The sequence below is a fragment of the Pseudomonas sp. efr-133-TYG-103a genome, assembly GCF_030209235.1.
Classification (GTDB): Bacteria; Pseudomonadota; Gammaproteobacteria; order Pseudomonadales; family Pseudomonadaceae; genus Aquipseudomonas.
Window position 1 is genome coordinate 173,728 of the sequence record NZ_JARVSK010000025.1, and the last position, 26,522, is coordinate 200,249.

23 protein-coding genes are annotated in these 26,522 nt (G+C 63.0%); 6 read left to right on the plus strand and 17 right to left on the minus strand.

What is annotated here, in order from left to right; translation table 11 throughout:
* Positions 1–71: 71 nt before the first annotated feature.
* The gene (locus tag QRN36_RS20585; protein WP_285425758.1) at positions 72–1,148 is read left to right on the plus strand and encodes a nucleoside hydrolase; all 1,077 of its coding nucleotides are present in this window, start codon (positions 72–74) and stop codon (positions 1,146–1,148) included.
* Positions 1,149–1,523: 375 nt separating this feature from the next.
* Here the strand turns inward: QRN36_RS20585 and QRN36_RS20590 are convergent, their stop codons facing one another.
* Positions 1,524–2,495: an aldo/keto reductase gene (locus tag QRN36_RS20590; protein ID WP_285425759.1), complete on the minus strand. Its 972-nt coding sequence runs from the start codon at positions 2,493–2,495 to the stop codon at positions 1,524–1,526.
* A complete protein-coding gene (locus QRN36_RS20595) occupies positions 2,492–3,793 on the minus strand; it encodes an NTP/NDP exchange transporter (RefSeq protein WP_285425816.1) in 1,302 nt (433 codons plus the stop codon). Before QRN36_RS20595 ends, QRN36_RS20590 begins: the two co-directional genes overlap by 4 nt.
* Before the next feature lie 181 nt (positions 3,794–3,974).
* On the opposite strand from QRN36_RS20595, the gene QRN36_RS20600 reads away from it, so the two are divergent.
* On the plus strand, positions 3,975–4,319 hold the full coding sequence (locus QRN36_RS20600; protein WP_093467031.1) for a hypothetical protein: 345 nt from the start codon (positions 3,975–3,977) through the stop codon (positions 4,317–4,319).
* Positions 4,320–4,425: 106 nt separating this feature from the next.
* On the opposite strand, the gene QRN36_RS20605 is transcribed toward QRN36_RS20600, so the two are convergent.
* Positions 4,426–4,767 (minus strand): carboxymuconolactone decarboxylase family protein, encoded by a 342-nt coding sequence (locus tag QRN36_RS20605; protein ID WP_093467028.1) that lies wholly within the window; start codon positions 4,765–4,767, stop codon positions 4,426–4,428.
* A 113-nt stretch (positions 4,768–4,880) separates the two neighbouring features.
* Here QRN36_RS20605 and QRN36_RS20610 point away from each other — a divergent pair, with 113 nt between their 5' ends.
* A complete protein-coding gene (locus QRN36_RS20610; protein WP_285425761.1) occupies positions 4,881–5,831 on the plus strand; it encodes an AraC family transcriptional regulator in 951 nt (316 codons plus the stop codon).
* Positions 5,832–5,951: 120 nt separating this feature from the next.
* Here the strand turns inward: QRN36_RS20610 and ligD are convergent, their stop codons facing one another.
* Both ligD and QRN36_RS20620 read right to left on the minus strand, forming a co-directional pair.
* Complete coding sequence (gene ligD / locus QRN36_RS20615) at positions 5,952–8,597, minus strand: DNA ligase D (RefSeq protein WP_285425762.1); 2,646 nt, start codon at positions 8,595–8,597, stop codon at positions 5,952–5,954.
* Between the two features lie 47 nt (positions 8,598–8,644).
* Positions 8,645–9,565 (minus strand): Ku protein, encoded by a 921-nt coding sequence (locus QRN36_RS20620; RefSeq protein ID WP_285425763.1) that lies wholly within the window; start codon positions 9,563–9,565, stop codon positions 8,645–8,647.
* A gap of 245 nt (positions 9,566–9,810) precedes the next feature.
* On the opposite strand from QRN36_RS20620, the gene QRN36_RS20625 reads away from it, so the two are divergent.
* Together QRN36_RS20625 and QRN36_RS20630 are read left to right on the plus strand one after the other, a co-directional pair.
* Entirely contained in the window at positions 9,811–11,022 is a 1,212-nt protein-coding gene (locus QRN36_RS20625; RefSeq protein ID WP_285425764.1) for an MFS transporter, read from the plus strand.
* A gap of 54 nt (positions 11,023–11,076) precedes the next feature.
* A complete protein-coding gene (locus QRN36_RS20630) occupies positions 11,077–11,799 on the plus strand; it encodes an SDR family oxidoreductase (RefSeq protein WP_285425765.1) in 723 nt (240 codons plus the stop codon).
* An 87-nt stretch (positions 11,800–11,886) separates the two neighbouring features.
* Here QRN36_RS20630 and metC read toward each other — a convergent pair whose 3' ends face one another.
* From metC to QRN36_RS20680, 10 genes are all read right to left on the minus strand, one after another.
* Complete coding sequence (gene metC, locus QRN36_RS20635; RefSeq protein ID WP_285425766.1) at positions 11,887–14,625, minus strand: cystathionine beta-lyase; 2,739 nt, start codon at positions 14,623–14,625, stop codon at positions 11,887–11,889.
* 79 nt (positions 14,626–14,704) lie between these two features.
* Positions 14,705–15,361: a glutathione S-transferase N-terminal domain-containing protein gene (locus QRN36_RS20640; RefSeq protein ID WP_285425767.1), complete on the minus strand. Its 657-nt coding sequence runs from the start codon at positions 15,359–15,361 to the stop codon at positions 14,705–14,707.
* Complete coding sequence (locus QRN36_RS20645; RefSeq protein ID WP_285425768.1) at positions 15,358–15,954, minus strand: cysteine dioxygenase; 597 nt, start codon at positions 15,952–15,954, stop codon at positions 15,358–15,360. The genes QRN36_RS20640 and QRN36_RS20645 overlap by 4 nt, the downstream gene beginning before the upstream one ends.
* 177 nt (positions 15,955–16,131) lie before the next feature.
* Positions 16,132–16,971, minus strand: a complete 840-nt coding sequence (locus QRN36_RS20650) for an amino acid ABC transporter ATP-binding protein (protein WP_285425769.1) — start codon at positions 16,969–16,971, stop codon at positions 16,132–16,134.
* Positions 16,958–17,746 (minus strand): amino acid ABC transporter permease, encoded by a 789-nt coding sequence (locus tag QRN36_RS20655; RefSeq protein WP_285425770.1) that lies wholly within the window; start codon positions 17,744–17,746, stop codon positions 16,958–16,960. Before QRN36_RS20655 ends, QRN36_RS20650 begins: the two co-directional genes overlap by 14 nt.
* Positions 17,736–18,488, minus strand: a complete 753-nt coding sequence (locus tag QRN36_RS20660; protein WP_285425771.1) for an amino acid ABC transporter permease — start codon at positions 18,486–18,488, stop codon at positions 17,736–17,738. The genes QRN36_RS20655 and QRN36_RS20660 overlap by 11 nt, the downstream gene beginning before the upstream one ends.
* Entirely contained in the window at positions 18,485–19,702 is a 1,218-nt protein-coding gene (locus tag QRN36_RS20665; RefSeq protein WP_285425772.1) for an aminotransferase class I/II-fold pyridoxal phosphate-dependent enzyme, read from the minus strand. The genes QRN36_RS20660 and QRN36_RS20665 overlap by 4 nt, the downstream gene beginning before the upstream one ends.
* The gene (locus QRN36_RS20670) at positions 19,699–21,138 is read right to left on the minus strand and encodes an FAD-binding oxidoreductase (RefSeq protein WP_285425773.1); all 1,440 of its coding nucleotides are present in this window, start codon (positions 21,136–21,138) and stop codon (positions 19,699–19,701) included. Before QRN36_RS20670 ends, QRN36_RS20665 begins: the two co-directional genes overlap by 4 nt.
* Positions 21,139–21,155: 17 nt before the next feature.
* On the minus strand, positions 21,156–22,004 hold the full coding sequence (locus QRN36_RS20675; protein ID WP_285425774.1) for a transporter substrate-binding domain-containing protein: 849 nt from the start codon (positions 22,002–22,004) through the stop codon (positions 21,156–21,158).
* 42 nt (positions 22,005–22,046) lie between these two features.
* Positions 22,047–22,889: a transporter substrate-binding domain-containing protein gene (locus tag QRN36_RS20680; RefSeq protein ID WP_285425775.1), complete on the minus strand. Its 843-nt coding sequence runs from the start codon at positions 22,887–22,889 to the stop codon at positions 22,047–22,049.
* Positions 22,890–23,290: 401 nt separating this feature from the next.
* On the opposite strand from QRN36_RS20680, the gene QRN36_RS20685 reads away from it, so the two are divergent.
* The gene (locus tag QRN36_RS20685) at positions 23,291–24,145 is read left to right on the plus strand and encodes a LysR substrate-binding domain-containing protein (RefSeq protein WP_285425776.1); all 855 of its coding nucleotides are present in this window, start codon (positions 23,291–23,293) and stop codon (positions 24,143–24,145) included.
* Between the two features lie 44 nt (positions 24,146–24,189).
* On the opposite strand, the gene QRN36_RS20690 is transcribed toward QRN36_RS20685, so the two are convergent.
* Together QRN36_RS20690 and QRN36_RS20695 are read right to left on the minus strand one after the other, a co-directional pair.
* The gene (locus tag QRN36_RS20690) at positions 24,190–24,912 is read right to left on the minus strand and encodes an alpha/beta hydrolase (protein WP_285425777.1); all 723 of its coding nucleotides are present in this window, start codon (positions 24,910–24,912) and stop codon (positions 24,190–24,192) included.
* 278 nt (positions 24,913–25,190) lie between these two features.
* Complete coding sequence (locus QRN36_RS20695; RefSeq protein WP_285425778.1) at positions 25,191–26,516, minus strand: LLM class flavin-dependent oxidoreductase; 1,326 nt, start codon at positions 26,514–26,516, stop codon at positions 25,191–25,193.
* Between the last annotated feature and the right edge of the window lie 6 nt (positions 26,517–26,522).

Genomic DNA, 26,522 nt, shown 5'->3' on the forward strand with positions numbered 1-26,522 from the left:
GCGGCCCAGACACAAGCCACGCTCCTACAGTGCGAATCACGTTCGTCCAATAACAACGGTGGAAACCGAGCATGCATGCGTTTTTGAAAAGTTGTGCCCTGGCTGTCAGCCTCGGGCTGTCAGCGACCTCCGTCCATGCGGCGGAAAAGGTCATCTTCGACACCGATTTCAACGTGCTCAACGATGATGGCCAGGCGTTCATCATGCTGGCGCAACTGCATGCGCAAAAACGCATCGACCTGCTGGGCATGACGCTGGTCAGCGGCAATGCCTGGGTCGATCAGGAACAGGTCGATGCGCTCAAGGCGGTCGAACGCATGGGCGTCGAGAAGGAGATCGGCGTGTATTCCGGCGCGGCCTATCCGCTGCTGCACGACTACGCCACGTACGAGCAGGAAAAAGCGCTGTTTGGCGCAGGCTGGCCGGGCGCGTTCAAGCACCCACGTCCAACCGCGGCTTCTCAGCTGGCCGCACCGCCGGATGGTCTGGCGACACACACCCGGCTGCGTGACGAGACTGCCGTGCAGTTCATCGTCGACAGCGTCAGGAAAAACCCTCATCAGGTGACCATCCTCGCGGTCGGTCCGCTGACCAACATTGCCCTGGCGATACGCAGCGCGCCGGACATCGTGCCGCTGATCAAACGCATCGTGTACATGGGCGGCGCCATCGAGATCCCCGGCAACACGACGCCCGCGGCCGAGTTCAACTGGTGGTTCGATCCGGAGGCGGCCAAGATCGTCCTGCGCTCGCCCATCGAGCATGTCATCTTTCCCAACGACGTCTGCGAAAAGGTCGTCTTCGGCGCGTCGGTGTACACGCGGATCGTGTCGCAAAAAGGCGTGATCCCCGATCTGTACAAAGCAGTGCTGGGGCCTGAGTTCGACAAGGATCCGAATCATCAGAGCTTCACCTGGGACAGCCTGCCTGCACTGTTCCTGGTGCACCCCGAGCTGGTGACTGAATCGAAGGATCTGTGGGTCGATGTCGACACCCACTTCGGCCCCGACTACGGCCGTTCGATGGGCTACAAAAAAGGCGCGCCGGTCGGTACGCAGAAGGCCAAGGTGGTGTTCGCGGTGGATCAGCCGAGATTCTGGGATGAATACGTGAAACTGGTGACCCTGCCCGCGCCGGTCAAACGCTGAGGTACCGCTCGTCTTGAGTCACCTGTAGGAGCTGTCGGAGGCTACGACGTTGGCGAATGCGATCAGCGGCATTGATGTCGACCGACACTCACCTTCGCGAGCACCCTCTACAAGAATCTCCGGGCATTCCCGAGCTCTCTGACTCGACACAGACCCTGTAGGAGCGAGCTTGCTCGCGAAGGCTAATTTCCAGCCACTGCATAGCCGGCGGATGTACCGGCCTCTTCCCGGCTGAAGCCGGTCCTACAGGCGCCGCAACCTTTCCGTAGGACCGGCTTTAGCCGGGAAGGCGCGGCTGTTACGCCGTTGATCGAGGCGCTGTTAAAGACAGTTGGCTCACTCCTACAGTTAGCGGCTGCCAATCCAGACAGCGCATCAACCCACCAACGCAATCAATTGCTGGCGCTGCGCATCGGTCAGTAACGGGCCGATCGCCGCGCCAGCGTTTTCCTTCATGTACTTCGGATTGCCCGTCCCCGGAATCGCGCAAGTGACGGCCGGGTGAGCGATCAGAAACTTCAGCGCCAGTTGAGCCCAACTGCTGGCCTGGACTTCCGCCGCCCAACCCGGCAGCGGTTTGTCGCGCAAACGCCCCAGCAGCCCGCCGCCGCCAAACGGGCGATTGCAGATCACCGCCACTCCGCGCTCCCGGCACAGCGGCAGCAGCCGCGACTCCACTGCACGGTCATCCAGCGCGTAGTTGATCTGCAGAAAATCGAACGCTTCGGCTTTCAGCGCCGCCTCCACCTCGGCATACGCCGATGACGTGTAATGGGTGATACCGATGTAGCGAATGCGCCCCTGCTGCTTCCACTCGCGCAGGACCGGAAGATGGGTCTTCCAGTCCAGCAGGTTGTGGATCTGCATCAGGTCGATGCGGTCGGTCTGCAACAGCCGGAACGATTCCTCCATCTGCGCGATGCCGGCGTCGCGCCCACGCGTCCAGACCTTGGTCGCGAGAAACGCCGGCGAACGCGGCTGATGAATCGACAGCAGCTCCCCGGTCGTCTGCTCGGCGCGGCCATACATGGGCGAACTGTCGAGCACAGTGCCACCCGCCAGAAACAACTGGTCAACCACCGCCGGCAGCAGTTTGTACGCTTCACTGCCCGGCTCGACATCGAAGCCGCGATAGGTGCCAAGACCGATCATCGGCAGCGCTTCGCCGCTGGAAGGAATGTTTCGTGTAAGCATTTTCGCGTCTCCTTGGCTGGCAGGCTGCCCCGCGGGGCCAGTGTTTTGCGGCGTCTGGGCCGCCAGCACGTTACGGTCGAAGGCCAGCGCCGCCGACACGCCAGCAGCCAGTGTGAGCAGTTGTCTTCGGGTGAACAGGCTGGAACGGGTCATGGCAGTGTCCTCTCCTCGGCGTCGCGCCGCTTGTCTTCCTGTCGTGCCGCCAGCCATGCCGACAGCCAGGCCCAGAGGCCGGCGAAGGGCACGATCAGCAGCGCCAGCAGCCCGAACCCTGCGCCCAGGGCCGCAAGGCCTACCGACAGCCAGCCACTGGCTGCGTCGCCGCCACGGTAGATCAGGGTTTCGATGACGTTTTTGGCTTTGTATTTTTCTTCACGGCTGACCACGGTCCACAGGACTTCGCGCCCCGGGCGCACGATGGCGAATTCCACCGCACGTCGCAGCCCTTGAGCCAGCGCGACGCTGGTCGGTACCGGCGCCAGGGCCATGGCGGCAAACGCCAGCAACGTCGCAATCGGCATGGCGGCCAGCGCGCCGCCGATCCCGACCAGGCGAATCAGCGGCGCCGTGAGCAGCAACTGAAACACCAGCGTCAACACCGACACGGTCAGGTCCACGTAGGCGAAAAACTGCGTACGCGTCGCCACGTCGGTGTAGCGGTCGGCGACGATCCGACCCTGTTCGAAATACAACAGGGTCGCCGCGCTGGTGTGCAACAGCATGAACAGCACCATGCCCAGCAGGTACCGTGACCGGATAATCAACGTCACGCCGGCCAGCACACCGCCGCCCATCCGGCGGTTTTCCTCGCCGAGTCGTTGATAACCGCTCTGTGCCGTCGACCCCGTCGGCCGGGTCTTGTCGAGCAGGCGGCGGTAACAGCGCACGGCAATCTCCAGCAACACGGCGGCTGCCAGCGTCAGTGCCAGTGGTCCGAGGCGAGTCGCCATGGTCGCAGCCAGCAGAGGGCCAATGAAGGTGCCCAATGTGCCACCTGCCGCGATGCAGCCGAACAGCCTGCGTCCCTGCTCGTTGGAGAAACGGTCGACCAGCACACTCCAGAACACCGTGACGATGAACAGGTTGTAGACGCTGATCCAGACAAAAAACACCCGACCGACCCACACGGTCGCCCAGTGCTGTGCGATCAGCACGCCGAAGATCACCATCGACAGCGCCACCAGCCGATACACCAGCGGCACGAACCGGGTGGCCGGCAGCCTCGCGACCGCAGCGCCATACACCGGCACGGCCACAAGCATCACGACGAACGTCGCGCTGAACAGCCATTGCAGCTTGTCCGCCCCGCCTTCCAGCCCCAGCGCGTCGCGCAACGGGCGCACCAGGTAATAACTGGCGAGCACACAAAAGTGGAAGGCAAAACCCAGCAGCAGCGCCGCCCGTTCGTGGGGCAGGACCTGAAGTCCTTTGAGCGATGGCCGACGGATCATGTCGCGCAGCGTCTGGAGCAGGCCATTGCGGGTCTCCGGCAGAGGATGGATCACGAAGTCTTTGATCGACCACCGGAGCCGGCGCTCGGTTCAACAGCCATTTCGTCCGGCGGGCGAAGATCTCGGGAACGCTCTCCCCCGGCGTACGTCACACGTTAAGCACTGACCAGGAGCCAATGACATGAAGACAGTGATCACGTTGCAAGAACTCGCCGAGGCCGACCTGCGGCCCTACAAGGAAGTCTGGCTGGCTTCGCCGGTCGCGTTGACCGAAGGCGGCCATGCCGAAGATGAGTTGTGCCTCTGGCGTGCGAGCCAGGCGGTCACCCACGACATGCTCAGCGAGGGCACCCATGATCAAAACGTCGCGGGTGTCTGGCTGGGAGTAGACGATATCGATGATCCCCATCAGGTGCGCATCATCGAGGACAGCCTGCGTCTGAGGCTTCAGGATCTGAACCTCGACGGTGAGTTCTACCCGGCCGAGACAGGCGACAGCCACGCGACGGGCGGACTCACGCACTGACAAAGAGTACGGCAGGCGACGCTCTTTCCAGCTGCGGTGTTCAATCAGAAAACCTGACACACCGGCTCCCGCCCTCGCGGGAGCCATCATCGTCACGACGCGTGATTTATTTCTTCAGCGCGTCGTACGCCTCAAGCGCGTGCATCGAATAAATATACGCAGCGCCGGCGTTCAGTGAAATCGCCGTGGCCAATGCGGCGGCGACTTCTTCACGGGTCGCGCCGGCGGCAATGGCGGCCTCCGAGTGAGCACCGATACAGCCGTCGCAGCGGGTGGTGATGGCCACCGCGATGGAAATCAATTCGCGGGTCTTGGCGTCGAGCACATTGTTCTCGGCGGCGGCGTCGCCAAGGGCCATGTAGGCCTTGACCATTTTGGGATTGGATTTGGACAACGATCCAAACGACTTCTTGATGGTGGCAACCAGATCGGGCCAATTGCTGAACATGATGGTATCTCCTGTGGGCGGCGACTAGACTGCGCCGGGAACACAAACAGTGTCCGCCAAGGGCGTATGCGTAACTTGCTCGTTTGGCTCATTTCTTTGTCTGAAAGTCGCATATGAACGCCATTGACACGCTCATCACTCTAGCCGACGTGCGCGGCAGCCTTGACCTGCGCTGCCAGTTTCAGGGCGACTGGGCGCTTGATCACGATCAGGAAGCCGACGGCACTGCGCCCTATCACATCGTGCTCGCCGGACAATGCCGAGTCGAATTGCCCGACGGGCGCCGGATCAAGCTGGTTGCAGGCGACATTCTGGTGCTGCCAGCGGGCACCCGCCACCTTCTGCTCAGTACCGGCGAGCGCGTGACGCCGTCCCGACCGCAACGGGTCAATGGCGGATTGCTGCCGGTGCAGCGCTTCGGCAACGGCGCGGACCTGGACCTGCTCTGCGGGCGCTTCGTCCACCAACGCCAGTCCCTGCTTTTTTCGTCGCTGCCCGATCACCTGGTGATTTCAAGTCAGGCGCTCACCCCGTCCGATCCTCTACCTGCGCTGGTCGCCTTGCTGCGCAGCGAGGCCGATGCCAATCAGGCGGGTGCGCGTTTCATGGTCAACGCCTTGACCTCGGCCTTGTTCACCCTGGTCCTGCGCGCACACCTGCAACAATCACCACAACGCGAAGGCAGCCTGGCGCTGCTGGGCGACAAACGCCTCGGCCGCGCCTGGCAAGCCATGCTTGAAGATCCCGCCCACGACTGGACCGTCGAAGCGCTGGCCGAATTGGCAAGCATGTCGCGGGCAACGTTCATGCGCACATTCGGCAAACTCAGCGGAAGCTCACCCTGGACGTTGCTGACACACGTCCGCATGCAGATGGCCTACGGTTTGTTGAGCCGCTCGCAAAGCGGCCTGAGCGACATCGCCGCTCAAGTCGGCTACCAATCCCAGGCGGCGTTCAGCAAAGTGTTCAAAGACACCTACGGCATGGCACCCGGGCAACTGCGCCGAAGCCTGAACGGCAATGCACCTGAACTCCCGGGCTCCGCTCCCGCATCGACCGTCTGACGCATCCGGCGTCAGTGGGAGGTTGCGTACTGATGAACGCGGTGGGCCAGCCATAAAGATGTCGTCTGACACTCAGCTTTCGTCAGCAAGCGCCCAGAGTGCTGTCGGCCTGGCCCTCGTTCAGGGCGCTTTGACGCCCAGGCGTTTCCACATCGGTTTGGTGATGCGCTGGGTGTTTTTGTAGCCGGCCCACGGATCGGCCTTGAGCTTGCGCAAGCGTTTGAGCACGTTGCTGATGTTCCACTGCGCCGAGGATTTCAGGCTGGCCAGTTCGTCGCGGGCGATGGGCACCGAGACCGGCAATCCCGGTCTTGCCCTGGCCGAGTAGGCGGCGACGGTGCTGGCGCCGCGGGTATTGCGCAGGTAGTCGATGAAGATCTTGCCCACCCGATTCTTGGGCCCGGAGGTGGCGGTGAACCGTTCCGGCAACTGCGCCGAGATAAACTGCGCAAGCGCCTTGGCGAACGCCTTCACGGTGTCCCAGTCCGCCTTGCGCGCCAGCGGCACGATGATGTGCATGCCTTTGCCGCCGCTGGTCTTGATATAGGCATCGAGCCCCAGTTCATCGAGCACCGCCAGGGTCATCTGCGTGGCTTCGATCATGCTGCGCCACGGCAGGGCCTCATCGGGGTCCAGGTCGAGCACGAAATGGTCGGGCAGCTCGATCTGATCGTACGTCGAGCCCCATGTGTGCAGTTCGATCGTGCCCATCTGCGCTGCGCCGACAAGCGCCTGAACACTGTCGATTTCCATCAGTCGCGCATGGCCGGGATCGAGCTTGGGGTCCAGCTGCTTGATATTGGGGATCGCCAGACGCTCCGAATGCTTCTGGAAAAATTGCTCGCCTTCCACCCCTTCCGGGCAACGCAGCAGCGCCACGGGACGATGGTCCAGGTGGGGCAGAATCCAGTCGCCAATGGATTCGTAATAATGCGCCAGGTCGATCTTGTGCAGGCCGCTCTGCGTGTCGATCACCCGCTCGGGATGGCTGACCAGCACACCGGCGACGTCAATTTTGTCCTTGTCCTGGGCGCCGCGCTTGCTGGACGCAGGCTTTTTCTCGCGGGCGGGGCTGTCTTGCGCAGGTTCCGCCTTGGCTTTGGACGCTTTGGGCTTGAAGGGCGCCTTGATGTCTTTGGGCGTCCTGGGGTACTCGTGAACGACTTCACGGGCCGGTTTGTCGCTGCGCAGCGCAATGAAGGCCGAATGGCGGATGATGCCTTCTCGTGTCCACTCGCCGAATTCGACCTCGCCCACCAATGTCGGCTCGATCCAGTGCACGCCTCGGGCCTGGGCGCTGGTGAGCTTTTTCGACAACGGCGAAGCGTCTTGCTCAAGCGGCTTCATCTGCTTGAACAGGTCGCCCAGCATTTTCTGGTTGAACCCGGTGCCGACGCGCCCGGCGTACACCAGGCCCGCGCCCTCCTCGTTCACCGCCAGCAACAACGCGCCGAATCCGCTGCGCGTGCCTTGGGGCTTGGTGAAACCGACGATGACGAATTCCTGGCGCAGTTTGCATTTGAGCTTGATCCAGTCCGGGCTGCGTCGGGATTGGTAAACGCTCCCGGCGCGCTTGCCGATCACCCCTTCCAGCGATAAAGAGCAGGCGCTTTCGACGATGTCGCGGTGGCTCGCAGAAAAGGCGTCGGAAAAGCGCAGCAGGCGGTTCTTTTGCTTGCCCAGCAGCTTTTTCAGCGCAGCGCGGCGTTCTTCCACCGGCTTTTCACGCAGGTCTTCGCCATTGAGAAACGGCACGTCGAACAGGTAATAAACGATGTCTTTGCTGCGGCCGATCTCGAAGGCGTTCTGCAGCGCCTGGAAATCCGGCAAGCCGGCGTTGTTGAGTACCACCGCCTCGCCGTCCAGCCAGCTGTCGCCCAGATTCATCTCGCTCACAGCCTTGGCCTGCAGGGGCAGACGCTCGGTCCAGTCATGGCCGTTGCGCGTGATCATCCGCACCTCGCCATCGATGATCCGGGTCATGATGCGATAGCCGTCAAACTTGATTTCGTACAGCCAGTCGCCCTCCGGCGGGGTGTCCACCAGGGTGGCCAGTTGCGGCGCGAGTTTGTCGGGCAGGCGGTTTTTTCCCGCCGCAGCTTTTCGGGCGGGCTTTTTTGCAGCTGCAGCTTGCGGCTCCGGCGCGGAAGCGGCGGTCTTGCGCGTGCGGCTCTTTTTCGCGGGCGCACGGCCCTCGCCTACCGTCGTGCCGCTGACGACGCTTTCGGGCTTGTCGACGACGATGTCGTATTCGTCGCCGGACCGAACCGCCTCGTCCTTTTCCTTGATGAGCAGCCATTGCTCCTTGTCACCGCTGCCGCGCAGGTGGGTGCGTACCAACGCCCAGTCGCCAGTGAGTTTCTCACCGATCAGCGTGAACTTGAGCTTGCCGTCGTTGTACGTTTCGCGCGGATCGCCATGGGGCTGCCAGATGCCGCGATCCCAGACGATGACGTCCCCGGCGCCGTACTGCCCCTCGGGAATGCTGCCTTCGAAACTGCCATAACCGAGCGGATGATCTTCGACATGCACCGCCAGGCGCTTGTTCTTCGGGTCCAGGCTTGGCCCCTTGGGCACCGCCCAGCTTTTCAAGGTACCGTCCAGCTCGAGCCGAAAGTCGTAATGCAGATTGCGCGCATCGTGCTTGTGAATGACGAACGTCAGCGCCTTGCCTTTGCTGCTGCGAGCCTTGCCACCGGTTTCGGCAGGTTCGGATGTGATGTCGAAGTTGCGCTTGCGGGTGTATTCACTCACAGGTTTTGCCATGATCGATCAGACCTCTGCGCTTATACCTATGCACCCGACGCCGTGAGTCACGACGCCTTGGTGGTTTTTTTCCTTGCAGGGGCGCGCCGTTTGGCCGGTGGTGCGTCATCAGCGGCAGCGGTTTTGCTCTTGCTGGCAGGCTTTTCTTTCTCTGGAGCCTTGGCTGAACCGCCACGGCCACCCAGACTGCGTTTGAGCAATTCGGTGAGATCGATGACATCCGCAGATTTACGCTCGGTCTCGCCAGCATCGGTTTCCACATCCTCGATCTTGCCTTCGCGGGCCTTGGTCTCGACCAGCGCCATGATCTGGTCCTGAAACGTGTCGCGGTACTCCTCGGCGTCAGGTGTCCATTCAGTGCTCATGTCCTTGACCAGACGCTTGGCCATGTCCAGCTCACTTTTACTGAGTTTGACGTCGGTGGCTTCCTTGGGCAGTTCGAGGCTGTCCAGGCCGCGCACTTCGGACGGCCAGCGCAACAACACCAGTACGATGGCCGACTCCAGCGGCATTACCGCCGCCAGATGCTGACTCGTGCGAATGACCACGTGGGCCAGTGCCACCTTGCCGGTGTCCACCAGTGTCTGTCGTAGAAGAGCGTAGACCTTCTCGCCGCGCTTGTCGGGCGCCAGAAAGTACGGCGTGTCGATGTGCTGAAGGGGGATCTGCTTGCTGTCGACGAAACCGAAGATGTCGATGGTCTGCGTCGACTTCGGGTGCGCGGCGCGGATTTCCTCCTCGCTGATCACCACGTAGCGACCTTTCTCGTACTGCACGCCCTTGACGATGTTTTCCTTGTTGATTTCCTTGCCGGTGACCTTGTTGATCCGCTTGTAACCGACAGGGTCCATGCTGCGCTTGTCCAGCCAGTCGAAATCGACGCCCTGCTGCGACGTTGCCGAAACCAGCGCCACAGGAATATGCACTAGCCCAAAACTGATCGCGCCCTTCCAGATTGCCCGAGCCATTGCCTTCATTCCCAAGGAGTGTGTGTAGGAGTGACCGGGGCGCGCGGCGAAAAGTTTCGGCGACACGACCGATGTGCCGGGGCTTGGGCAAAGGCCAGTCGTTTTCATGCATGAACGTTATCGAGTCGACGGCCCTTCTTAACGCAACGAAAAAGCGTTAGCCTTTCGCGCACGCCTTCAGGCTCCTTTTCTGCCACCCGAACGGCAAGCCAGCCGCCGGTGTGCAACCTCAACCGAGTACGTGCATGACTTCCCTGCCCGCCGCCGACCAAGGCACGACGATGACCAAGGGCCTGGCAACGCTGTTTGCGTTCTGCTGTGGCGCGATCGTTGCCAACCTGTATTACGCCCAACCGATCATCGGCCTGATCGCGCCTGACATCGGTCTGTCCAGCACGTTGGCGAGCTTCATCGTGTCGCTGACCCAGATCGGCTACGCCATCGGCCTGTTTTTTCTGGTGCCGCTGGGCGATCTGCTGGAAAACCGGCGACTGATGATCACCACCACCGGGGTGGCCATTCTCAGCCTGCTGGGTGCGGCGTTGGCCCAGACGCCCAATCTGTTCCTGCTGGCGTCGCTGCTGGTGGGCTTCAGCTCGGTGGCGGTGCAGATTCTGATTCCGCTGGCCGCGCATCTGGCCCCGGAAGAAACCCGCGGGAGGGTGGTCGGCAGCATCATGGGCGGCCTTCTGCTCGGCATTCTGCTGGCCAGACCTGCGGCCAGTGTGATCGCCGACCATTTCGGCTGGCGCGCCGTGTTCGGCACTGCCGCGCTGGTGATGCTGTTGATCAGCGTTGTGCTGGCGACCACCATTCCCCGGCATCAACCGGCCCACAGCGCCAGTTATGGGCAGTTGCTCAAATCGCTGTGGACGCTGCTCAGCGAGCAGCCGGTGCTGCGTCGGCGGGCGTTTTATCAGGCGTGCATGTTCGCGACCTTCAGCCTGTTCTGGACGGCCGCGCCGCTGGAGCTGGCGCGCAGTCACGGCCTGTCGCAGAGCCAGATCGCGCTCTTCGCGCTGGTGGGTGCCATCGGCGCCATTGCCGCCCCGTTCGCCGGACGCCTGGCCGACGCAGGTCATACGCGCATCGCCAGCCTGTGCGCCATGCTGTTTGCCGCGCTGAGTTTTCTGCCCGGCCTCGTGGAATCGTCCTACGCTGTGATAGCCATGGCGCTGACAGGCGTTGTTCTGGACTTCAGCGTGCAGATGAACATGGTCCTCGGCCAGCGCTCGATCTACGCCCTGGACGCCAAAAGCCGCAGCCGCCTCAACGCGCTGTACATGACCAGCATCTTCATCGGCGGCGCCATCGGTTCGGTGATCGCCAGCGCCCTGTATGACCATGGCGGCTGGCGCTGGATCGTGATCGCCGGCAGTGTGTTCCCGCTGCTTGCCCTGCTGGCTTTTCTGAAGCATTCCACGTCCGAGTCGCGATCCTCCCGAGCGCCCCGATAAAAACTGGCACAGGCCCGGGCCTTCATTCATTTCAGTCTTCACGGAGCAATTCTCATGTCTTCCCGCACCTTTCTCATCACCGGCGCCAGCAAAGGCATAGGCCGTGCGCTGTCGGAACATCTGGCGGCCGCGGGGCACACCGTGGTGGGCATCGCGCGCAACGCCGACGACCCGACGTTTCCCGGCGTCCTCAAAGAGCTGGATCTGAGCGACAAGGACCAGACTCGATGCGGGCTGACTGAACTGGCTCAGCATTACCGCTTCGACGGCCTGGTGAACAACGTGGGGCTGGTCCGCCCGCAGGCGCTTGGACAGATCGAGCTGGACGATTTCGACGCGGTAATGAGCGTCAACCTGCATTCGGCGTTGCTGGCCACCCAGGCGCTGCTGCCCAACATGCGCGAGCAAGGCTGGGGCCGGATCGTCAACATTTCCAGCCTGACCGTTCTCGGCATCACGCAACGCACGGCGTATGCCGCCGCCAAGGCCGCGCTGATCAGCTTCACGCGTTCCTGGGCGCTGGAACTGGCGCAGACCGGCATCACCGTCAACGCGATTGCCCCCGGCCCGACCGAGACCGAGCTGTTCCGGCAGAACAATCCGGTCGGCAGCGAAGGCGAAAAACGTTACCTGGCAGGCGTGCCCATGGGCCGCTTCGGCCAACCGGAAGAAATCGCTTCGGCGATCGCGTTTCTGCTGTCCGAACAGAGTGGCTTCATCACCGGGCAGACGTTGTTCGTCGATGGCGGGGCTTCGGTGGGCAAGGCAGGGTTCTGAAACCCGCACCCTGTGATTGATTCAGGCCCGGCTGGGAGCGGATGCATTCAGGCATGCATCCGCGCCCGACGGCGGGCAACCTGCGAATCAACGAATCGCCGCAAACCCTCTCTGCAGGTCCTCGATCAGTGCGCTGACGTCCTCAAGACCAATGTGCAGGCGCAGCAACGGATTGAGCGACTGGTCTGCAGCGTTTTCGCGATCGCGTACATTGGCGGCGATGATCAGGCTTTCGAAGCCGCCCCACGATGCGCCGAGGCCGAACAGGTGCAGGGCGTCGATGAAGCGCTCCAGATGCCTGGGGTCTTTGTCGGCCAGCTCGAAGGTCAACAGGCCATTGCTGCCAGTGAAATCACGCTGCCATAACGCGTGGCCGGGATGCTCGGGCAACGCGGGATGAAACACGCGCCGAACCTGCGGATGCTGTTGCAACCAGCGTGCGACCTGCAAGGCCTGGCGCTGATGGACGTCCAGCCGCGTTGCCAGGGTGCGGGCGCCGCGCAGCACCAGCCAGGCATCGTCCGGGCTGACGGTGCTGCCGAACGTGTCCGTCATGACGGCGAGGGGCTGCCACACGGCCTGAGTCGTACAGACGCTGCCCATGACCACATCGCTATGCCCGGCCAGGTATTTGGTCAGGGCCATGATCGAGATATCGGCGCCCAGCGCCAGTGGCCGGTACTGATAGCCGGAGCCGTAAGTGTTGTCGACCGCCAGCAAGATGCCTCGGGATTTGCACAGCGCCGCCATCGCCGGCAGGTCGGCCAGCTCGTAGAGCAGCGACCCCGGCACTTCGGCGTAGACCATGCGCGTATTGGCCTGCAGCCGTTCCTGCAGGCCACTGCCGTCAGCCGGAAAATAGCTGTACTGAATGCCGAAGGGCTTGAGAAATGCTTCGGCGACCTGACGCACCGGCGAATACACCGCATCGGTGATCAACACGTGATCGCCGGGACGCAGGTACGCCAGAAACGTCTGCGCAACGGCCGCCAGCCCGGTGCCGAACAGCCGCGTGCGATAGCCGCCTTCCAGTTCGGTGACCAGATCTTCCAGGGCGAATGCCGTGGGATTGCCGCGTGCGCCATAGCTCAACACGCGTTCGGTGTCGCGACGTTTGCGCGCGTCGCGCATGTCGCCCAGGCTGTCGAACAGCACGGTGCTCATGCGCGAGACAGGCGGATTGACCCCGCGCACGCCACTGCCCTTCTGGCCGCGAGCGGCATGCACCAGGCGCGTGCGGACGCGATCGTCCCCTGGACTGGCCAGCGGCTTGAGGCTGGCGATTTCCTGCGCGGTCATTTGTCCGAGCAGGCCGATTTCCCACGCCAGGTACTGACGCGCGGCGTCCTTGTTGCCCGAATGCCGGTCGTGGGTGAAAAACAGGAAATCGATGCAGCGCTCGTCGGGTGGCGTGCTCGCGTCCTCGCTGAGGGGCAGCCCGGCGGCCTGCCAGGCTGCGAAATCCAGCCAGCGCAGCTGACGGCGTTGCGCCTCGGGCAGCTCCAGCGCAGCGATGGCTGCCACATCGGGATGATCGGCGACCAGCACGACCGGGCGGGTTTCGTCGGCCAGATCATCGGCCAGGCGCGGGCGAATGGACCAGCGCGCACCCTCGATGCGGGCTTTGCGAAACGCCATGCTCGCACGCAGATCGATCAGCGCAACGGCGTCGTCCCGCAGCGCATCCGCCAGCTGCGCGGGGCTCAAGGATGGCAAGGGATCGGCGAGCGTCTGATGCGGCTGCGGCAGGGACAGTTCGCTCCGCAGGCCGTCCTCCAGCACGTACGCTTCGTGGCCCAACTGGCGTAGCCAGCTGGCGACGATCGGCGCGCGGACGCCGTCGTTGTCGATCAACACCAGACGCGCCTGGCGCACGCCGACGTACAGGTCGGTGGATTGAATCAGTTGCCCGCCCGGTGTGTGCTGCGCGCCGGGCAGGCTGCCCAGCGCAAATTCCTCCGGCGTTCGGACGTCGCACAAAAACAGGCTGCGACTGGCGTCTTGCGACCAGGCCGTGACCTGCGCGGCGTTCACACTCGCCACTCCCGCCTTCCGGGCCAGACGCTGTGCGGCCTCACGCTCATGGCTCAGGGATGCGGCCGCAGACACTTCGGGATAACGCCGGCTGCTGCCATGTTCGAGCGGCAGGTCAGCGAGGTACCAGCCCTGCGTACCGTTTTCCAGCGCATAGACCGGGTTCTTCACCCCCAGATCGATCAACGTCTGCGCGCCGATGATGCTGCGGGTACGACCGGCGCAATTGACCACGATGGGCGTGGTGTCGTCCGGCACCAGATCGGCCAGACGATACCCCAGCTCGCCATTGGGGCAGCACACGGAGCCCGGAATGGTCATCTTGCGGTATTCCTCGAAGGGTCGACCATCGAGCAGCACCAGCGCTTCGCCTCGGGCCTGCCGCGCAGCCAGCTCGGTGGCGCTGATGTGCGGCGTGTGGCTGACCTCTTCAACCCGTTCGCCGAATGCCTTGGACGGTACGTGAACCCCAGCGAACAGCTGCAGCCCCGCTGCCTGCCAACCTTCGGCGCCGCCCTCGAGGATGTGCACGCGGGAGTAGCCCAGGGCGTGCAGGCGCCTGGCAGCGGCAATGGAAACGTCGCCGCCGGTCTGGTCATAGATAACCAGACGCACCGCGGGGTTGGGCGCGAGGCGACGCACTTCCAGTTCCAGACGGCTGTAGGGCAGGTTCACCCCGTGGAACAGATGGGCTTCGCCGTACTGACCGTGTTCGCGCACGTCGAACAGAGCGATCTCCTGCCCATCGAACAACCAGGCTTGCAGGTCTTGCGGGGTGACTTTTTGGCTCATGGAATTCTCGTGAATCAACGTAAACAATCGAACGGCGTTTCGTAGGCGCTCATCAAGGATGGGCGGACGATTGCGGTCTTCACTGCAACACCAAAGACCTCTCGCCCGCCGCCACTTCCCTGCCCTTCTCGTACGCACGCTGCACCGCGGGACGGGCCTTGATGCGCTCGCGCCAGGCGTGAATAGCGGGGTAATCTTCCAGGTCCTGACCCTGACGCAAGGGCTGGATCCACGGGAATATCGCCATGTCGGCGATGGAGTACTCACCCGCGACGTAATCCGCCGCTTGCAGCCGCTTTTCCAGCACGCCGTACAGCCGCGAAGCCTCGGCACCCAGCAGGTCAAGGGCGAAGGGAATCGGTTCCGGCGCCTTCTCTTTGAACACCTGCAACTGGCTCAGATATGGCGTGACATGCCCGACCTGCCAGAACAGCCATTCCTGCACGCGCTGGCGCTCGACGCTGCCTTCAGGCGGCAGAAAACGCCCCGCCTTGCTCGCCAGATAATTGAGAATAGCCCCGGATTCGAACAGGCTCAGCGGCTCCAGACCTGCGCCGGGCGCATGGTCGACGATGGCCGGAATGCGTCCGTTGGCGCTGATCGCCTGGAACCAGCTCTGCTTCTGTTCGCCGGTGCGAATGTTGATCGGCAAGATCCGATAGTCCTGCCCCAGCTCTTCGAGCAGGATAGCGACCTTCAGGCCGTTGCCGGTTGGCCAGAAATACAGGTCGATCATGCGTAAGCCTTGATCGATGGGGCCATCTGCGAGGCGTTGTAGTTGAGGACCTTGCCTTCGGTGTTGACGCCATAGCGGCCGTTCAGGGATTCCAGCGGACGGCCGTAGAGGTGGAAATGCAGGGTCGGCGTTTCACCATCGACCTTGATGCCATGCAGATCCTCGCCCAGGAAACTGATTGAGGTGCCCGGTTGCACCACCACTTCTTTTTCCAGCTCCAGCCTGGCGAAGGTCGGGTCACTGCCGTCGTCGGTCCGGGCCCAGACGTAGTTGATCTCCTGCCCCTGCACCGCCACGATCACTGCCCAGGTTTCATGGTTGTGCGGCAGCGTGCTTTTGCCCGGCAACAGCGAGTTCATGTACAGCGTCGGGGTCTCGCCGTCGTCGTTCAGGCGATAGCGGAACGCAGTGTCGCCTTCACCAGGAATAGGGGCCGGAAACGTGTCGAAGTTGAACAGGTCGCGCCGCTCGGCCAGGCCTTCCAGCAGGCCGACGATCTCTTTCAGCGCGTCGCGGTCCACGCCGCGTTGGTGAATGACGCGGATTTTCTGAAGGAAGTCTTCGATCACGGGGCTACGGGTTTCGATGCTCATCAGGTACTCCTTTTTATGAGTCTCACTAAGTGAAATGCGTACCGCTTTCTATAGGACCGCGCTTGCCCGCGATGGGGGATACCTGTCGCCGACGATGTTGGATGGTTTGTCGCCATCGCGGGCAAGCGCGCTTCTACACGGTCTGCGGTGACCGAGGGTGGCCATTCCAGCCCGTCGCTACACCGACAGGCTGTACCGACTGATATTGCTCAACAGATAAGGGTCGCCGCTGGCTGCGGGACGCCGACCCGCGTCGCCGAGCGCGTGCCGCAAAAAGGCCTGGGTGCGTTCGCTCTGCGGGCGCTGAAAAATCTGTTCGGCGCTGCCGTGTTCGACGATCAGGCCATGCTCGGTGAAATACACCACGTCGCTGATGTCCTCGGCGAAGCGCATTTCGTGGGTGACCAGCACGCACGTCATGCCCTCCTCCGTGAGTTCGCGGATCACCGTCAGCACCTCGCCCACGGTTTCCGGGTCCAGCGCCGAGGTCACTTCGTCGAACAGGATCAGCTCGGGCCGCATTGCCAGGGCCCGCGCAATCGCCACGCGCTGCTGCTGACCACCGGACAACTGCCCCGGGTACGCATCGGCCTTGTGCTCCATGCGCACCTTGGCGAGCAGCGCCCGAGCCTCTTTTTCCGCATCGACCGAATTGCGCCCCAGCACCTTGCGCGGGGCGATCACCAGGTTCTCCAGCACCGACAGATGCGGAAACAGGTTGTACTGCTGGAAAACGAATCCGACGCGCTTGCGCAGCTCGATGCGCTGCGCTTCGTTATTGAGCGTGTGGACCTCGGTGGTGCCGACGCGGATCGACCCGCGCTCAGGCTGCAACAAGCCGGTGATGCAACGCAGGATCGTCGATTTGCCCGAGCCCGACGGGCCGATGATCGACACTGCCTGGCCGCGCTGCACGTCGAGATCGATGCCCTTGAGCACGCGGTTGCTGCCAAACGACAGATGGATGTCGCGCAGGCTGATCAGGGGTTGCTCGGCGCGCGTTTCAGGAGAAGGCATAACGTCGCTCCAGGTACTGAGTGAGTCGGGAAATCGGGTAGCAATAGGCGAAGAACAGCGCCAGCACGCTGAAATAGATCAGCACCGTAAAGCCGGTCCGGTTGACGGTATTGCTGGCGATCTGCGCGGTGTCGATCAGGTCATGCACCCCCACCAGCGAGGCCAGCGCGGTGCCCATGGTGATGACCGCGTAAAGGTTCATCCACGGCGGCAGCATGCGTTTGAAGCACTGCGGCAGGATGATCGAGCGGAAAATCTGCCCCCGTGTGAACGCCAGCGAGCGCGAGGCCTCCCACTGAGTGCTGGGGATCGAGCCGATCGCGCCACGAAAGATCTCCGCGACATTGGCACTGGCAGGCAAGGCCAGACCGATCGTGACTTTCACCCAATCAGGAAAGGCAATCCAGGCGCTGCCGATGTGCAACTCGAACGGGAACACATAGGTGGTGAAGTAGATCAGCACCAGCCACGGCGCGTTGCGAAACACCTGGACCCAGATGCGCGCGGGCAAGCGGGTGATCCACAACGGCGACACGCCCAGTGCGCCGATCAGCAGCCCCAGCAGCGAACCGATCGCAATCGCCAGCAGGCTGATGAGAATGTTCTGGCCGAAGCCTGTGGCCAGCGCAGGCGACCATTCCCACAGCGCCGCCAGCACCGAACTGCCCGGCGCCGCATAGATAACCAGCACGGCAAACACCGCTGCCAGCAGCAGCTTGCCCGGATGCCGGCGCGGCCACGAAAACGGCAGGTTCACAGACGAATCAATGGCCATAGCCGGGCATCCTCAATTTTGCTTCCAGGGCACGGCCGACGCAGTTGACGACGAAGCTGAGCAGACCGAAGAACGCCAGCAGCAGAATCATCAGCTCCAGCACGTTGTCGCTCTGGGTCCAGATCATGATCGAGGCATAAGTGATGTCGCCCACGGCAATGGCCGAGGCCACCGCGGTCATCTTCACCAGGTCGATCAGGTTGTTGATCAGTGAGGGCAACGCGAAGCGCAAGGCCAGCGGCAGCTGCACGTTCCACAGCAGTTGGCGCGTGCTGAACGCCAGCGAACTTGCCGCTTCCAGGGTGACCGCCGGCACCGCTTCGATGCCGGCGCGCAACGCCTCGGCATGAAAGGCGCCCTTGTGCAGGGATATCACGATCACCACCCAGGCAAACGGGGTCAGCGGGTTGGCGGCGCCCACCGCCTGGGTCAGCAGCATGTTCAGGACAAGGAACGCGCAGTACAGCTGCACCAGCGTCGGCGTGTTGCGGGTGACTTCGATGAACACCCGCGCAGGCCTGGCCAGATAAGGTTTGCCGCTGGTCAGCATGGCCGCCAGCGCGACCCCTGCCAGCAGGCTGCCGACAATGGTGCACAGGCACAGCAGCACCGTCGTCAGCGCACCGTTGACCATCGAACCCCGCTGGTAAGCATCCAGCAGAAAGCCGTAGTTCAGGCCGAACTTCGCGGTCCACTGCACGAACGCCCCCAGCCATTGATCAAGGGCAAGCCAATGACTCATGCAAGTGCCTCGCTGCGCAGTTGTCCGCAGGCGTCGGCAATGCGCCGTCCGGCCTCGATCACGCTGTGGGTGGCGGTGGCGATGGACAGACGAAACCAGGGCGACAAGCCGTAGGCACTGCCTGCAACACCGGCCACGCCCTGCTCCAGCAGATAATCGACGACATCGCCGTCGTCGTTCAGGCGCTGACCGTCGGGACGGATGCGTCCCAGCAGACCGGCGCAACGCACGAAGACGAAAAACCCGCCTTCTGGCGTAAGCACGTCCAGGCCTTGCACGTTGCCGAGTGTCGACACCAGCAGATCCCGACGTTGCCGATAGGCTTGCACCTGATCGGGAAGAAACGCCAGGCCGCCCTCGAACGCCGCCAGTGCCGCAGCCTGTCCCACCGAGGACGCGCCGGACGTCGACTGCGACTGCATGACCGCCATGGCGCTGGTCAGCACCTGAGGGCCGGCGCCAAAGCCGATGCGCCAGCCCGTCATGGCGTAGGTTTTCGACACCCCGCCGACCAGCAAAGCCCGGGCCTGAAGGTCGGGCGCGACGTTGAGCAGGCTCACGGCCGGTTGTCCGTCGAAACGAATGTGCTCATACAGTTCGTCGAGCAACACCAGCACGTGGGGATGCCGACGCAACACCTCGGCCAGCGCCAGCAGTTCCGCCTCGCTGTACACCGCGCCGCTCGGGTTGCCCGGGCCGTTGAGAATCAGCCAGCGGGTGCGCCCATTGATGTGCTGTTCGAGCTGCGCCGGGGTCAGCTTGCAGCCCTGCTCCAGGCCGCATTCGATGAACACCGGCTCACCACCATTGACCCGCACGATGTCCGGAAACGACGGCCAGTAAGGCACCGGCACCAGCACTTCATCGCCCTCATCCAGCGTCGCGGCGAAGGCATTGAAAATCACTTGCTTGGCGCCGTTGGCGACGACGATCGACGACAGCGTGTAATCCAGGCGGTTTTCCCGCTGCAGCTTGCGCTGGATCGCTTCACGCAGTTTTTTCACGCCCGGCGTCGGCGTGTACTTGGTGGCGCCACCGTCGATGGCGCGGTAGGCGGCCTGCTTGATGTGCTCCGGTGTGTCGAAATCCGGCTCGCCGGTGGTCAGGTCGAGGATGTCGCGACCGGCCTCACGCAACTCGGTGGCCCGGGATTTGGCGGCGGCATTGGCCGACAGCGAAACGCGCTGGATGCGCGTGGACAGACGAACGCTCATGGGGCGTCACTCCGGCTTTCGGGGCTTGCCAGGACTTTGCCTGGGTTGAGCAGATTGAGAGGGTCCAGCGCCTGTTTCACCCGGCGCATGAGGTCCAGTTCCACGGTGCTCTTGTAGCGCGTCAGCATCGCCCGCTTGCGCTGACCGATGCCGTGCTCGGCGCTGATCGAGCCGCCGAACGCGTGGGCGCTGTCATGCACCCGTTCACTCAGCTCAGCGTAATGAGCCATGTGCGCCTCGACCGTGGAGTCCAGCGGATGCGCGACGTTGTAATGCAGATTGCCGTCGCCCAGATGACCGAAGGTGAAATGGCGCACGCCGGGAAAATGCGCCTGCAGCAAGGCATCGGTGTGCTCGACGAACTCGACGATGCGCGAGACCGGTATCGAAATATCGTGCTTCATGTTGCGACCGGCGCGTTTCTGCGCCTCGCTCATGTTCTCCCGCAGCAGCCACAGCGCTTCGCTCTGCGCCAGGCTCTCGGCAATCAGCGCATCGGCCAGCAGACCTTCTTCGAAGGCGTTGCCCAACACGTCTTCAAACGCCTGACGGGCATGCGCTTCGCTGTGGTTGTCGGACAGTTCGAGCAAGGCGAACCAGGGTTGCGGCGCCCGCAGAAAAGGCTGCGGCCCCTCGGGAAACTGCTCGCGCAGCAGCGCCAGACAATCGGCCGTCAGCAGCTCGAACGCAGTCAGGCTGGCGCCGAAACCGGCCCGGGCGTGAGACAGGAAACTGACCGCCTGCGCCAGCGAATCAAACGCCAGAAAGGCCGTACTCTGCGCCTTGGGCAACGGGAACAGCTTCAGCGTCGCGGCGGTGATGATGCCGAGCGTGCCTTCGCTGCCGATGTACAGGTCGCGCAGGTCGTAGCCGGTGTTGTCCTTGCGCAGGCCGCGCAGCCCATTCCAGATTTCACCTTCGGCGGTAACCACTTCCAGCCCCAGCGTCAGCTCGCGGGTGTTGCCGTAGCGCAGCACCGCAGTGCCTCCTGCGTTGGTGCCCAGATTACCGCCAATGGTGCAGCTGCCCTCCGCGCCCAGGCTCAGTGGAAACAACCGCCCCGCACGACGGGCAACCTCCTGAACGTTCTGCAGGATGCAACCGGCCTCGACGGTCAGGGTGTCGTTATCGGTATCAACCTCGCGCACCCGGTTCAGCCGGTCAAGCAGCAACAGCACCGCCCGCCCGCTGCTGTCCGGGGTTGCCGCGCCCATCAGGCCGGTGTTTCCGCCCTGCACGACGATCGGCGCCCGGTGCGCGACGCAGGCACGCACCACTGCGGCGACCTCCTCCGTATTGGCCGGACGCACCACCGCCAGCGCTTTGCCGACATAGGTGCCCTGCTTGTCGGTGAGTTGCGCGGGTGACGCCTCACCCGGCAGGACGTAAGGCGTGCCGAGCAATTGCTGCAAGGTCTGGAACAGTTCGCCGCTCATGGCTGGTCTCCCGGGAATCACTGCGCCGCCAGCGGCGCGGCATTGCGGAACTGCTCGTGCAGGTCGCGCAGGGCCTGGGAGGGCGCCATGCCAGTGCGCTGGCCGACGTCGATCAGCCAGCCACTGCGATGCCAGTCACGAATGATCGCGTCCAGTTTCGCTTGCGTGTCGTGTTCGCCCTTGCGCACCCAGATCACCGATTTGGACGGGATCAGGTCGGTGGCCAGCGGAATGTCGTAGTCGGCCCATTCCGGGTCATCGAGCAGCGCGTGCATGGTCGGGCTGACGTGCACCGCCGCCACGCAGCCGTTACCGCGCAACGACAACAGCGACTCGGACTGGCTGCGGAACGCCTTGATCTGCGCGCCGTAGGTTTCCTGCAACGGCTTGATGAAGTTGCTGCCCTGCGACACGCACACCGGCTTGCCCTTGAGGTCTTCCCACGTGCTGATGCCTGCGCCTTTGCGGATCAGCGCCGCGCCGCCCACTTCTTCGTAAGGCGTGGGCACATAGTCGAGGATCTCCGCCCGCTCATCGGTGTACTGCATGTTGGCGATCAGGATGTCGACCTTGCCCTGCTGCAGAAACTGCACGCGATTGGGTGCCAATACCGACACGGTCTCGACCTCCACACCCAGCTTTTGCGCGATGCCTTTGGCCAGCTCGACGTTGTAGCCCAGGTGCTCGCCGGTCTTGGGATCGATGGTGCCGAACGGCGGACCGCTGAGGATCACACCGATGCTGATCTTGTGCCGCTGCTGGATCTTGTACAGCGTTGCGTCGGCGTGTGCGGACGCCGCGCTCAGCGCCAGACTCAGCGCCAGGCCGCAAGTGGACAGCGTCTTGCCAAAGGAAAAACTGCTCATGAACGATTGCCTTGTGGTGGAAGCCCGAATGAATGCAACGCCTCAGGCGCCGGCGGCCTGATACTTGTCATGCAGCTCGACCAGCGCAGGCGACGCAGGCGTGATGTGATGGCGCTTTTCGGCCTCGATCAGCCAGCCGCTGCGATGCAGTTCCTTGACGATGGAGTCGAGCCTGGCTTGGGTGTCGGTCTCGCCGGGGCGTGTCCAGATCACCGAAGGCGCAGGGTTGAGCTCGGGGCTGATCGCGCGATAGTTCTGCCACTCCGGACTGTCGGCGATCAGTGGGTTGATCAGCGTAGCGTCATGTACGGCTGCGACGCAGTTGTTGCCGCGCAGGGCGAGCAGCGATTCCGAGGAGCTCTTGAACGCTTTCAGCTGCGCCCCGAACTCGGTCAGCGGCTTGACGTAACTGCTGCCTTGGGAGGTGCAGACGGGTTGGCCTTTGAGGTCTTCCCAGCGGGTGATCTTGCTGTCTTTGAGCACCGCCGCGGTACCGCCGACGCGATAGAACGGCGTCGGCACGAAGCCCAGCTGCTGGCCGCGCTCGGCGGTCCACTCCATGTTGGCGATCAACAGATCGACCTTGCCCTGCTGGAGGAACTGCACCCGGTTGGCCGGAAGCACCGGCACCAGTTCAGCCTCAGCGCCCAACTGACTGGCGATGTTCTGCGCCAGATCGACATTCAGGCCTTTGGGTTGCTGGGTAAGCGGATCAATGGAGCCGAACGGCCCGCCGGACAACAGCACGCCGACCACCACACGATGACGCTGCTCGATCTTGTCCAGCGTGGCGTCGGCCTGCGCGGCGAAGCTGGCGCCCAGCGCAACAAGAGCGCCGGCGAACAAGGGCAACAGACGGGTAATGGGCGAGCGCGTGTACGGCATGGATTTCCCCTCGAAAGATCATCGGCTCGGCGCCTGAGACTCGTGGGTCGGCGCCTTGTAATGAACGCATCCTAGGGGAGCAATCAACAGCAACGGAAATGCAAATATCAAATATGGTTATAACTTTCTGGTCTCACGGCTTAGCGCAAAACGGAATAAGTCCGTGTTTATTGGGCTTCGTGAATATCCTGAAGGAAAAGGTGTTTCATATTCATAAAAATCCGTAATGTATTGGCCTTCGCAGCTGATGTAATTCGCGGCGCGTGGCTTGTCCCGCCATCCGTTGTCGACACAGCGCGCAGCACGCCAGGCTGCGCTGTCGACCGATTCGTTGCCGATAACCGGCAGATCGGCGGCACAAGCCTCGTGCCTACACATACTGACGTTACAGGATAGAAAACATGTCCTCGACACTCGATCTCGAACTGCTGCGCACCTTCGTCGCCGTTGTCGATCATCACAGTTTCGCCGGCGCCGGCGCGCAGCTGTCGCGCACGCAATCATCGGTGACGCAGCACATGCAGCGCCTCGAACAGCAGATCGGTGTCAGTCTGTTTCAGAAACAGGGTCGTCAGAAGCAGCTCACCGAGTCCGGGCGACAGCTGCTGCGCCACGCCCGGCAGATGCTGTCGCTCAACGACGATGCACTCAATTCCCTGCGCGAAAGCAGCCTCAGCGGCGTGCTGCGCATCGGCTCGCCCCATGACATCGCCGATACCATCCTGCCGCCCATCCTCAGCCACATCGCCCGGTCGGCGCCCAGGCTGCGCCTGGAAATCGACGTGGGCCGCAGCCCGTTTCTGATGGAGGACCTGCACCGCGGCAAGGTCGACATGGTGATTTCGACCCGCGAGGATCCGGCGCTCGAAGGGTTCGCCCTGCGCACCTCGCCGGTCTGGTGGATCTGCTCGGCGCAATACATCCACGTACCGGGCGAGCCGATTCCATTGATTCTGGTGGACGAACCGAGCATCTACCGTCGCTACGCGCTGCAGGCGCTGGAAAGCGCCAATATCGCCTGGCGCCAGGCCTACCTGGCGTCAAACCTGATCGGCATCAAAGCCGCCACCCGCGCAGGGCTGGGCGTGACGGCGCGCAGCATGGAAATGCTCGGCCCGGACATGCGCGTACTCGGTGAAGCCGACGGACTGCCGCGATTGCCGGATGTCACCTATCACCTGTGGATACGGCCCAACACCGTCAACCCACTGGCCCGCAGGGCGTACGAACTGATTCGCGGCAGTCAGGGGCTGTGACCGGAGGAGCCGTTCGCCGTGCGGGAGCGAACTCGTTCGCGGGATCAAGGCTTCAGCACGGTCTCGATCCAGCGCTTCAGATCGGTCACCTCGGTTCCCGTGATCGTGTGCCCTGCTCCGGCATACGCGTGAAACTGCGGACTGATCAGCAGGTTTTCCAGAACGGTCTGCGCATCGGTCGCGCCCGTGTATGCCACGCGGGTGTCGGCCGTGCCGTGGCCGATGAAGACTTTCAACGGTTTGAGGCGATCGTCAGGTTTCAGGCGGGCATTCAGGTCGGCCAGGATCTTGCCGCTCAGTGGCGCAATGGCGTGGACGAGTTCCGGGTATTGCAGGCCGATCTGGTAGCTCATCATCGCGCCCTGGCTGAAGCCGATCAGCACCACCTTGTCGGGCTGGGTGGCGTATTTTTCCGTGGCTTGCTGAATGAACGTCCTGAGCTGGTCGGTGCTTTGGTCAACGTCTCGGGTAACGCCTTCGTACTCGGCCTGATCGGTGTCCTGGCTGAACCACTTGTAACCGCCACCATCGACCTCCAGCGGCGCGCGCACTGACAGGTAGGTGTAATCCTGGGGCAACTCATCCTTGATGCCGAACAGATCGCGCTCGTCGCTGCCGTAGCCGTGCAGAAAGATGATCAGGGGTTTGTTCCGGGTGTCCGCCGGGGCAGCGGCCAGATAGGGCAAGGCAAGGTCGCCCAGCAGAGCGGGTTCGGCATGGGCAAAACCCGTGAATACGCACAGCAGCGCGGCGAAAAACTTCATCATCGACATGGGCCCTTTGCAAAAAAAACGTCGGGCCCATCATACGCAGCATGCTCCGGATGTCAGCCCGTCATTGAGCAAGGGAGGCTGTCAGAAGGCTGTACAGGATGCAGATTGTCCGGACACCCCCTGAAGCCGGGACGAATGCCACTCACTGTGGGAGCGGGCGGGCTCGCGATGATTCACGTTCAGCCACTGAAGCAGCGTCGGCTGGACCGGCTTCTTCGCGAGCAGACGCCCTCTCACAGGGATCGATTCAGATAAAGCCAGCGTTAGCGGCCTCAATCCTCCAGCGCGGCAAGCCCCAGATGCTCGCGCAATGTCGAGCCTTCGTAAGCCGTGCGAAACAAGCCTTTGCGCTGCAAGTGCGGGATCACGCTTTCGACGAACTCGCTGAACGAGCCGGGCAGATACGCCGGAGAAATCACGAAGCCATCACAGCCACCCTGGGTGAACAATTCCGCCAATTGATCGGCGATCTGCGCGCCTGTTCCCACCAGTTGCGGGACCCGAACGCTGCTGGCGAAGATCCGCCCCAGTTCCTCCAGCGTGGTCTGCGCGCCCTGCATCAGCAGCTTCTCGGCGGCAGCCGGATGGATCGACGGATCACGGGCAATTTCAGCCAGCGTGGCCGACAGCGGAAACGGCGACAGGTCCACGTTCAATTGCGAGGCCAGCGTCACCAGCCCCAACTCCGGGCGCGCCAGCGCGTTGTGCCGGTCGCGCTTGGCCCGCGCTTCGGCCTCGCTGCCACCAATGAACGGCATCACGGCGGTCAACACCTTGCAACTGTCGGCGCTGCGCCCTTGCTGCACGACCTGCCCACGCACGTCTTCGCGAAACGCCTGCATCGCTTTCAGGTGAGGGTGAATGGTGAAGATCGCCTCGGCCCAGCGCGCACCGAACCGCCGCCCTCGCCCCGACGAACCGGCCTGGATCAGCACCGGACGGCCCTGCGGTGTGCGCGGTATGTTCAGCGGCCCTTCGACCTTGAACCACTCGCCCTGATGCTGCACAGAGGTAATCTTCGAAGGGTCGGCCAGCACACCGCTTTCGCGATCCAGCTTCAAAGCATCCGGCGCCCAACTGCGCCATAGCTTGAGCGCCACTTCGACGAACTCATCGGCGCGGTCATACCGCAGATCGTGCTCAAGGTGCTTGTCCTTGCCGAACAGCCGCCCTTCGCTGTCGTTCATGGACGTGACGATGTTCCACGCCGCCCGGCCTTTGGACAGATGATCCAGCGTGGCGAATTCTCGGGCGATTTGCGCGGGCTCGTAGTAAGTGGTCGAACGCGTGGCGCCCAGCCCCAGCTTGCGGGTCTGCCCCACCAGATAGGACAGAATCGGCAGCGGATCCAGACGCGTCGCATCCTGGGCGCCGTAACGCAACGCCACATCGCGGGAGCCGCCCATCTGGTCACCGACGGCCAGACGATCGGCGAAAAACAGAAAATCGAACAACCCTTCTTCCACCACCCGCGCCGTGCGCGCGTAATACTCAGGGTCCAGATAATTGCCGATCGTTTCGGGGTGGCGCCAGGCCGCATGACTGTGGATGACCGGGCCGGTCAGCAGAAAGGCAGACAGGTGAATTTGACGACTCATGGACAG

Coding starts and splice junctions, on each gene's coding strand:
- QRN36_RS20630 (WP_285425765.1), top strand. CDS start 11,077: ATGTCTTCCCGCACCTTTCTCATCACCGGCGCCAGCAAAGGCATAGGC.
- QRN36_RS20645 (WP_285425768.1), bottom strand. CDS start 15,954: ATGAGCATCGAAACCCGTAGCCCCGTGATCGAAGACTTCCTTCAGAAA.
- QRN36_RS20620 (WP_285425763.1), bottom strand. CDS start 9,565: ATGGCTCGGGCAATCTGGAAGGGCGCGATCAGTTTTGGGCTAGTGCAT.
- ligD (WP_285425762.1), bottom strand. CDS start 8,597: ATGGCAAAACCTGTGAGTGAATACACCCGCAAGCGCAACTTCGACATC.
- QRN36_RS20685 (WP_285425776.1), top strand. CDS start 23,291: ATGTCCTCGACACTCGATCTCGAACTGCTGCGCACCTTCGTCGCCGTT.
- QRN36_RS20590 (WP_285425759.1), bottom strand. CDS start 2,495: ATGACCCGTTCCAGCCTGTTCACCCGAAGACAACTGCTCACACTGGCT.
- QRN36_RS20595 (WP_285425816.1), bottom strand. CDS start 3,793: ATGATCCGTCGGCCATCGCTCAAAGGACTTCAGGTCCTGCCCCACGAA.
- QRN36_RS20610 (WP_285425761.1), top strand. CDS start 4,881: ATGAACGCCATTGACACGCTCATCACTCTAGCCGACGTGCGCGGCAGC.
- QRN36_RS20690 (WP_285425777.1), bottom strand. CDS start 24,912: ATGATGAAGTTTTTCGCCGCGCTGCTGTGCGTATTCACGGGTTTTGCC.
- QRN36_RS20655 (WP_285425770.1), bottom strand. CDS start 17,746: ATGGCCATTGATTCGTCTGTGAACCTGCCGTTTTCGTGGCCGCGCCGG.
- QRN36_RS20650 (WP_285425769.1), bottom strand. CDS start 16,971: ATGCCTTCTCCTGAAACGCGCGCCGAGCAACCCCTGATCAGCCTGCGC.
- metC (WP_285425766.1), bottom strand. CDS start 14,625: ATGAGCCAAAAAGTCACCCCGCAAGACCTGCAAGCCTGGTTGTTCGAT.
- QRN36_RS20605 (WP_093467028.1), bottom strand. CDS start 4,767: ATGTTCAGCAATTGGCCCGATCTGGTTGCCACCATCAAGAAGTCGTTT.
- QRN36_RS20640 (WP_285425767.1), bottom strand. CDS start 15,361: ATGATCGACCTGTATTTCTGGCCAACCGGCAACGGCCTGAAGGTCGCT.
- QRN36_RS20600 (WP_093467031.1), top strand. CDS start 3,975: ATGAAGACAGTGATCACGTTGCAAGAACTCGCCGAGGCCGACCTGCGG.
- QRN36_RS20695 (WP_285425778.1), bottom strand. CDS start 26,516: ATGAGTCGTCAAATTCACCTGTCTGCCTTTCTGCTGACCGGCCCGGTC.
- QRN36_RS20585 (WP_285425758.1), top strand. CDS start 72: ATGCATGCGTTTTTGAAAAGTTGTGCCCTGGCTGTCAGCCTCGGGCTG.
- QRN36_RS20680 (WP_285425775.1), bottom strand. CDS start 22,889: ATGCCGTACACGCGCTCGCCCATTACCCGTCTGTTGCCCTTGTTCGCC.
- QRN36_RS20625 (WP_285425764.1), top strand. CDS start 9,811: ATGACTTCCCTGCCCGCCGCCGACCAAGGCACGACGATGACCAAGGGC.
- QRN36_RS20675 (WP_285425774.1), bottom strand. CDS start 22,004: ATGAGCAGTTTTTCCTTTGGCAAGACGCTGTCCACTTGCGGCCTGGCG.
- QRN36_RS20670 (WP_285425773.1), bottom strand. CDS start 21,138: ATGAGCGGCGAACTGTTCCAGACCTTGCAGCAATTGCTCGGCACGCCT.
- QRN36_RS20660 (WP_285425771.1), bottom strand. CDS start 18,488: ATGAGTCATTGGCTTGCCCTTGATCAATGGCTGGGGGCGTTCGTGCAG.
- QRN36_RS20665 (WP_285425772.1), bottom strand. CDS start 19,702: ATGAGCGTTCGTCTGTCCACGCGCATCCAGCGCGTTTCGCTGTCGGCC.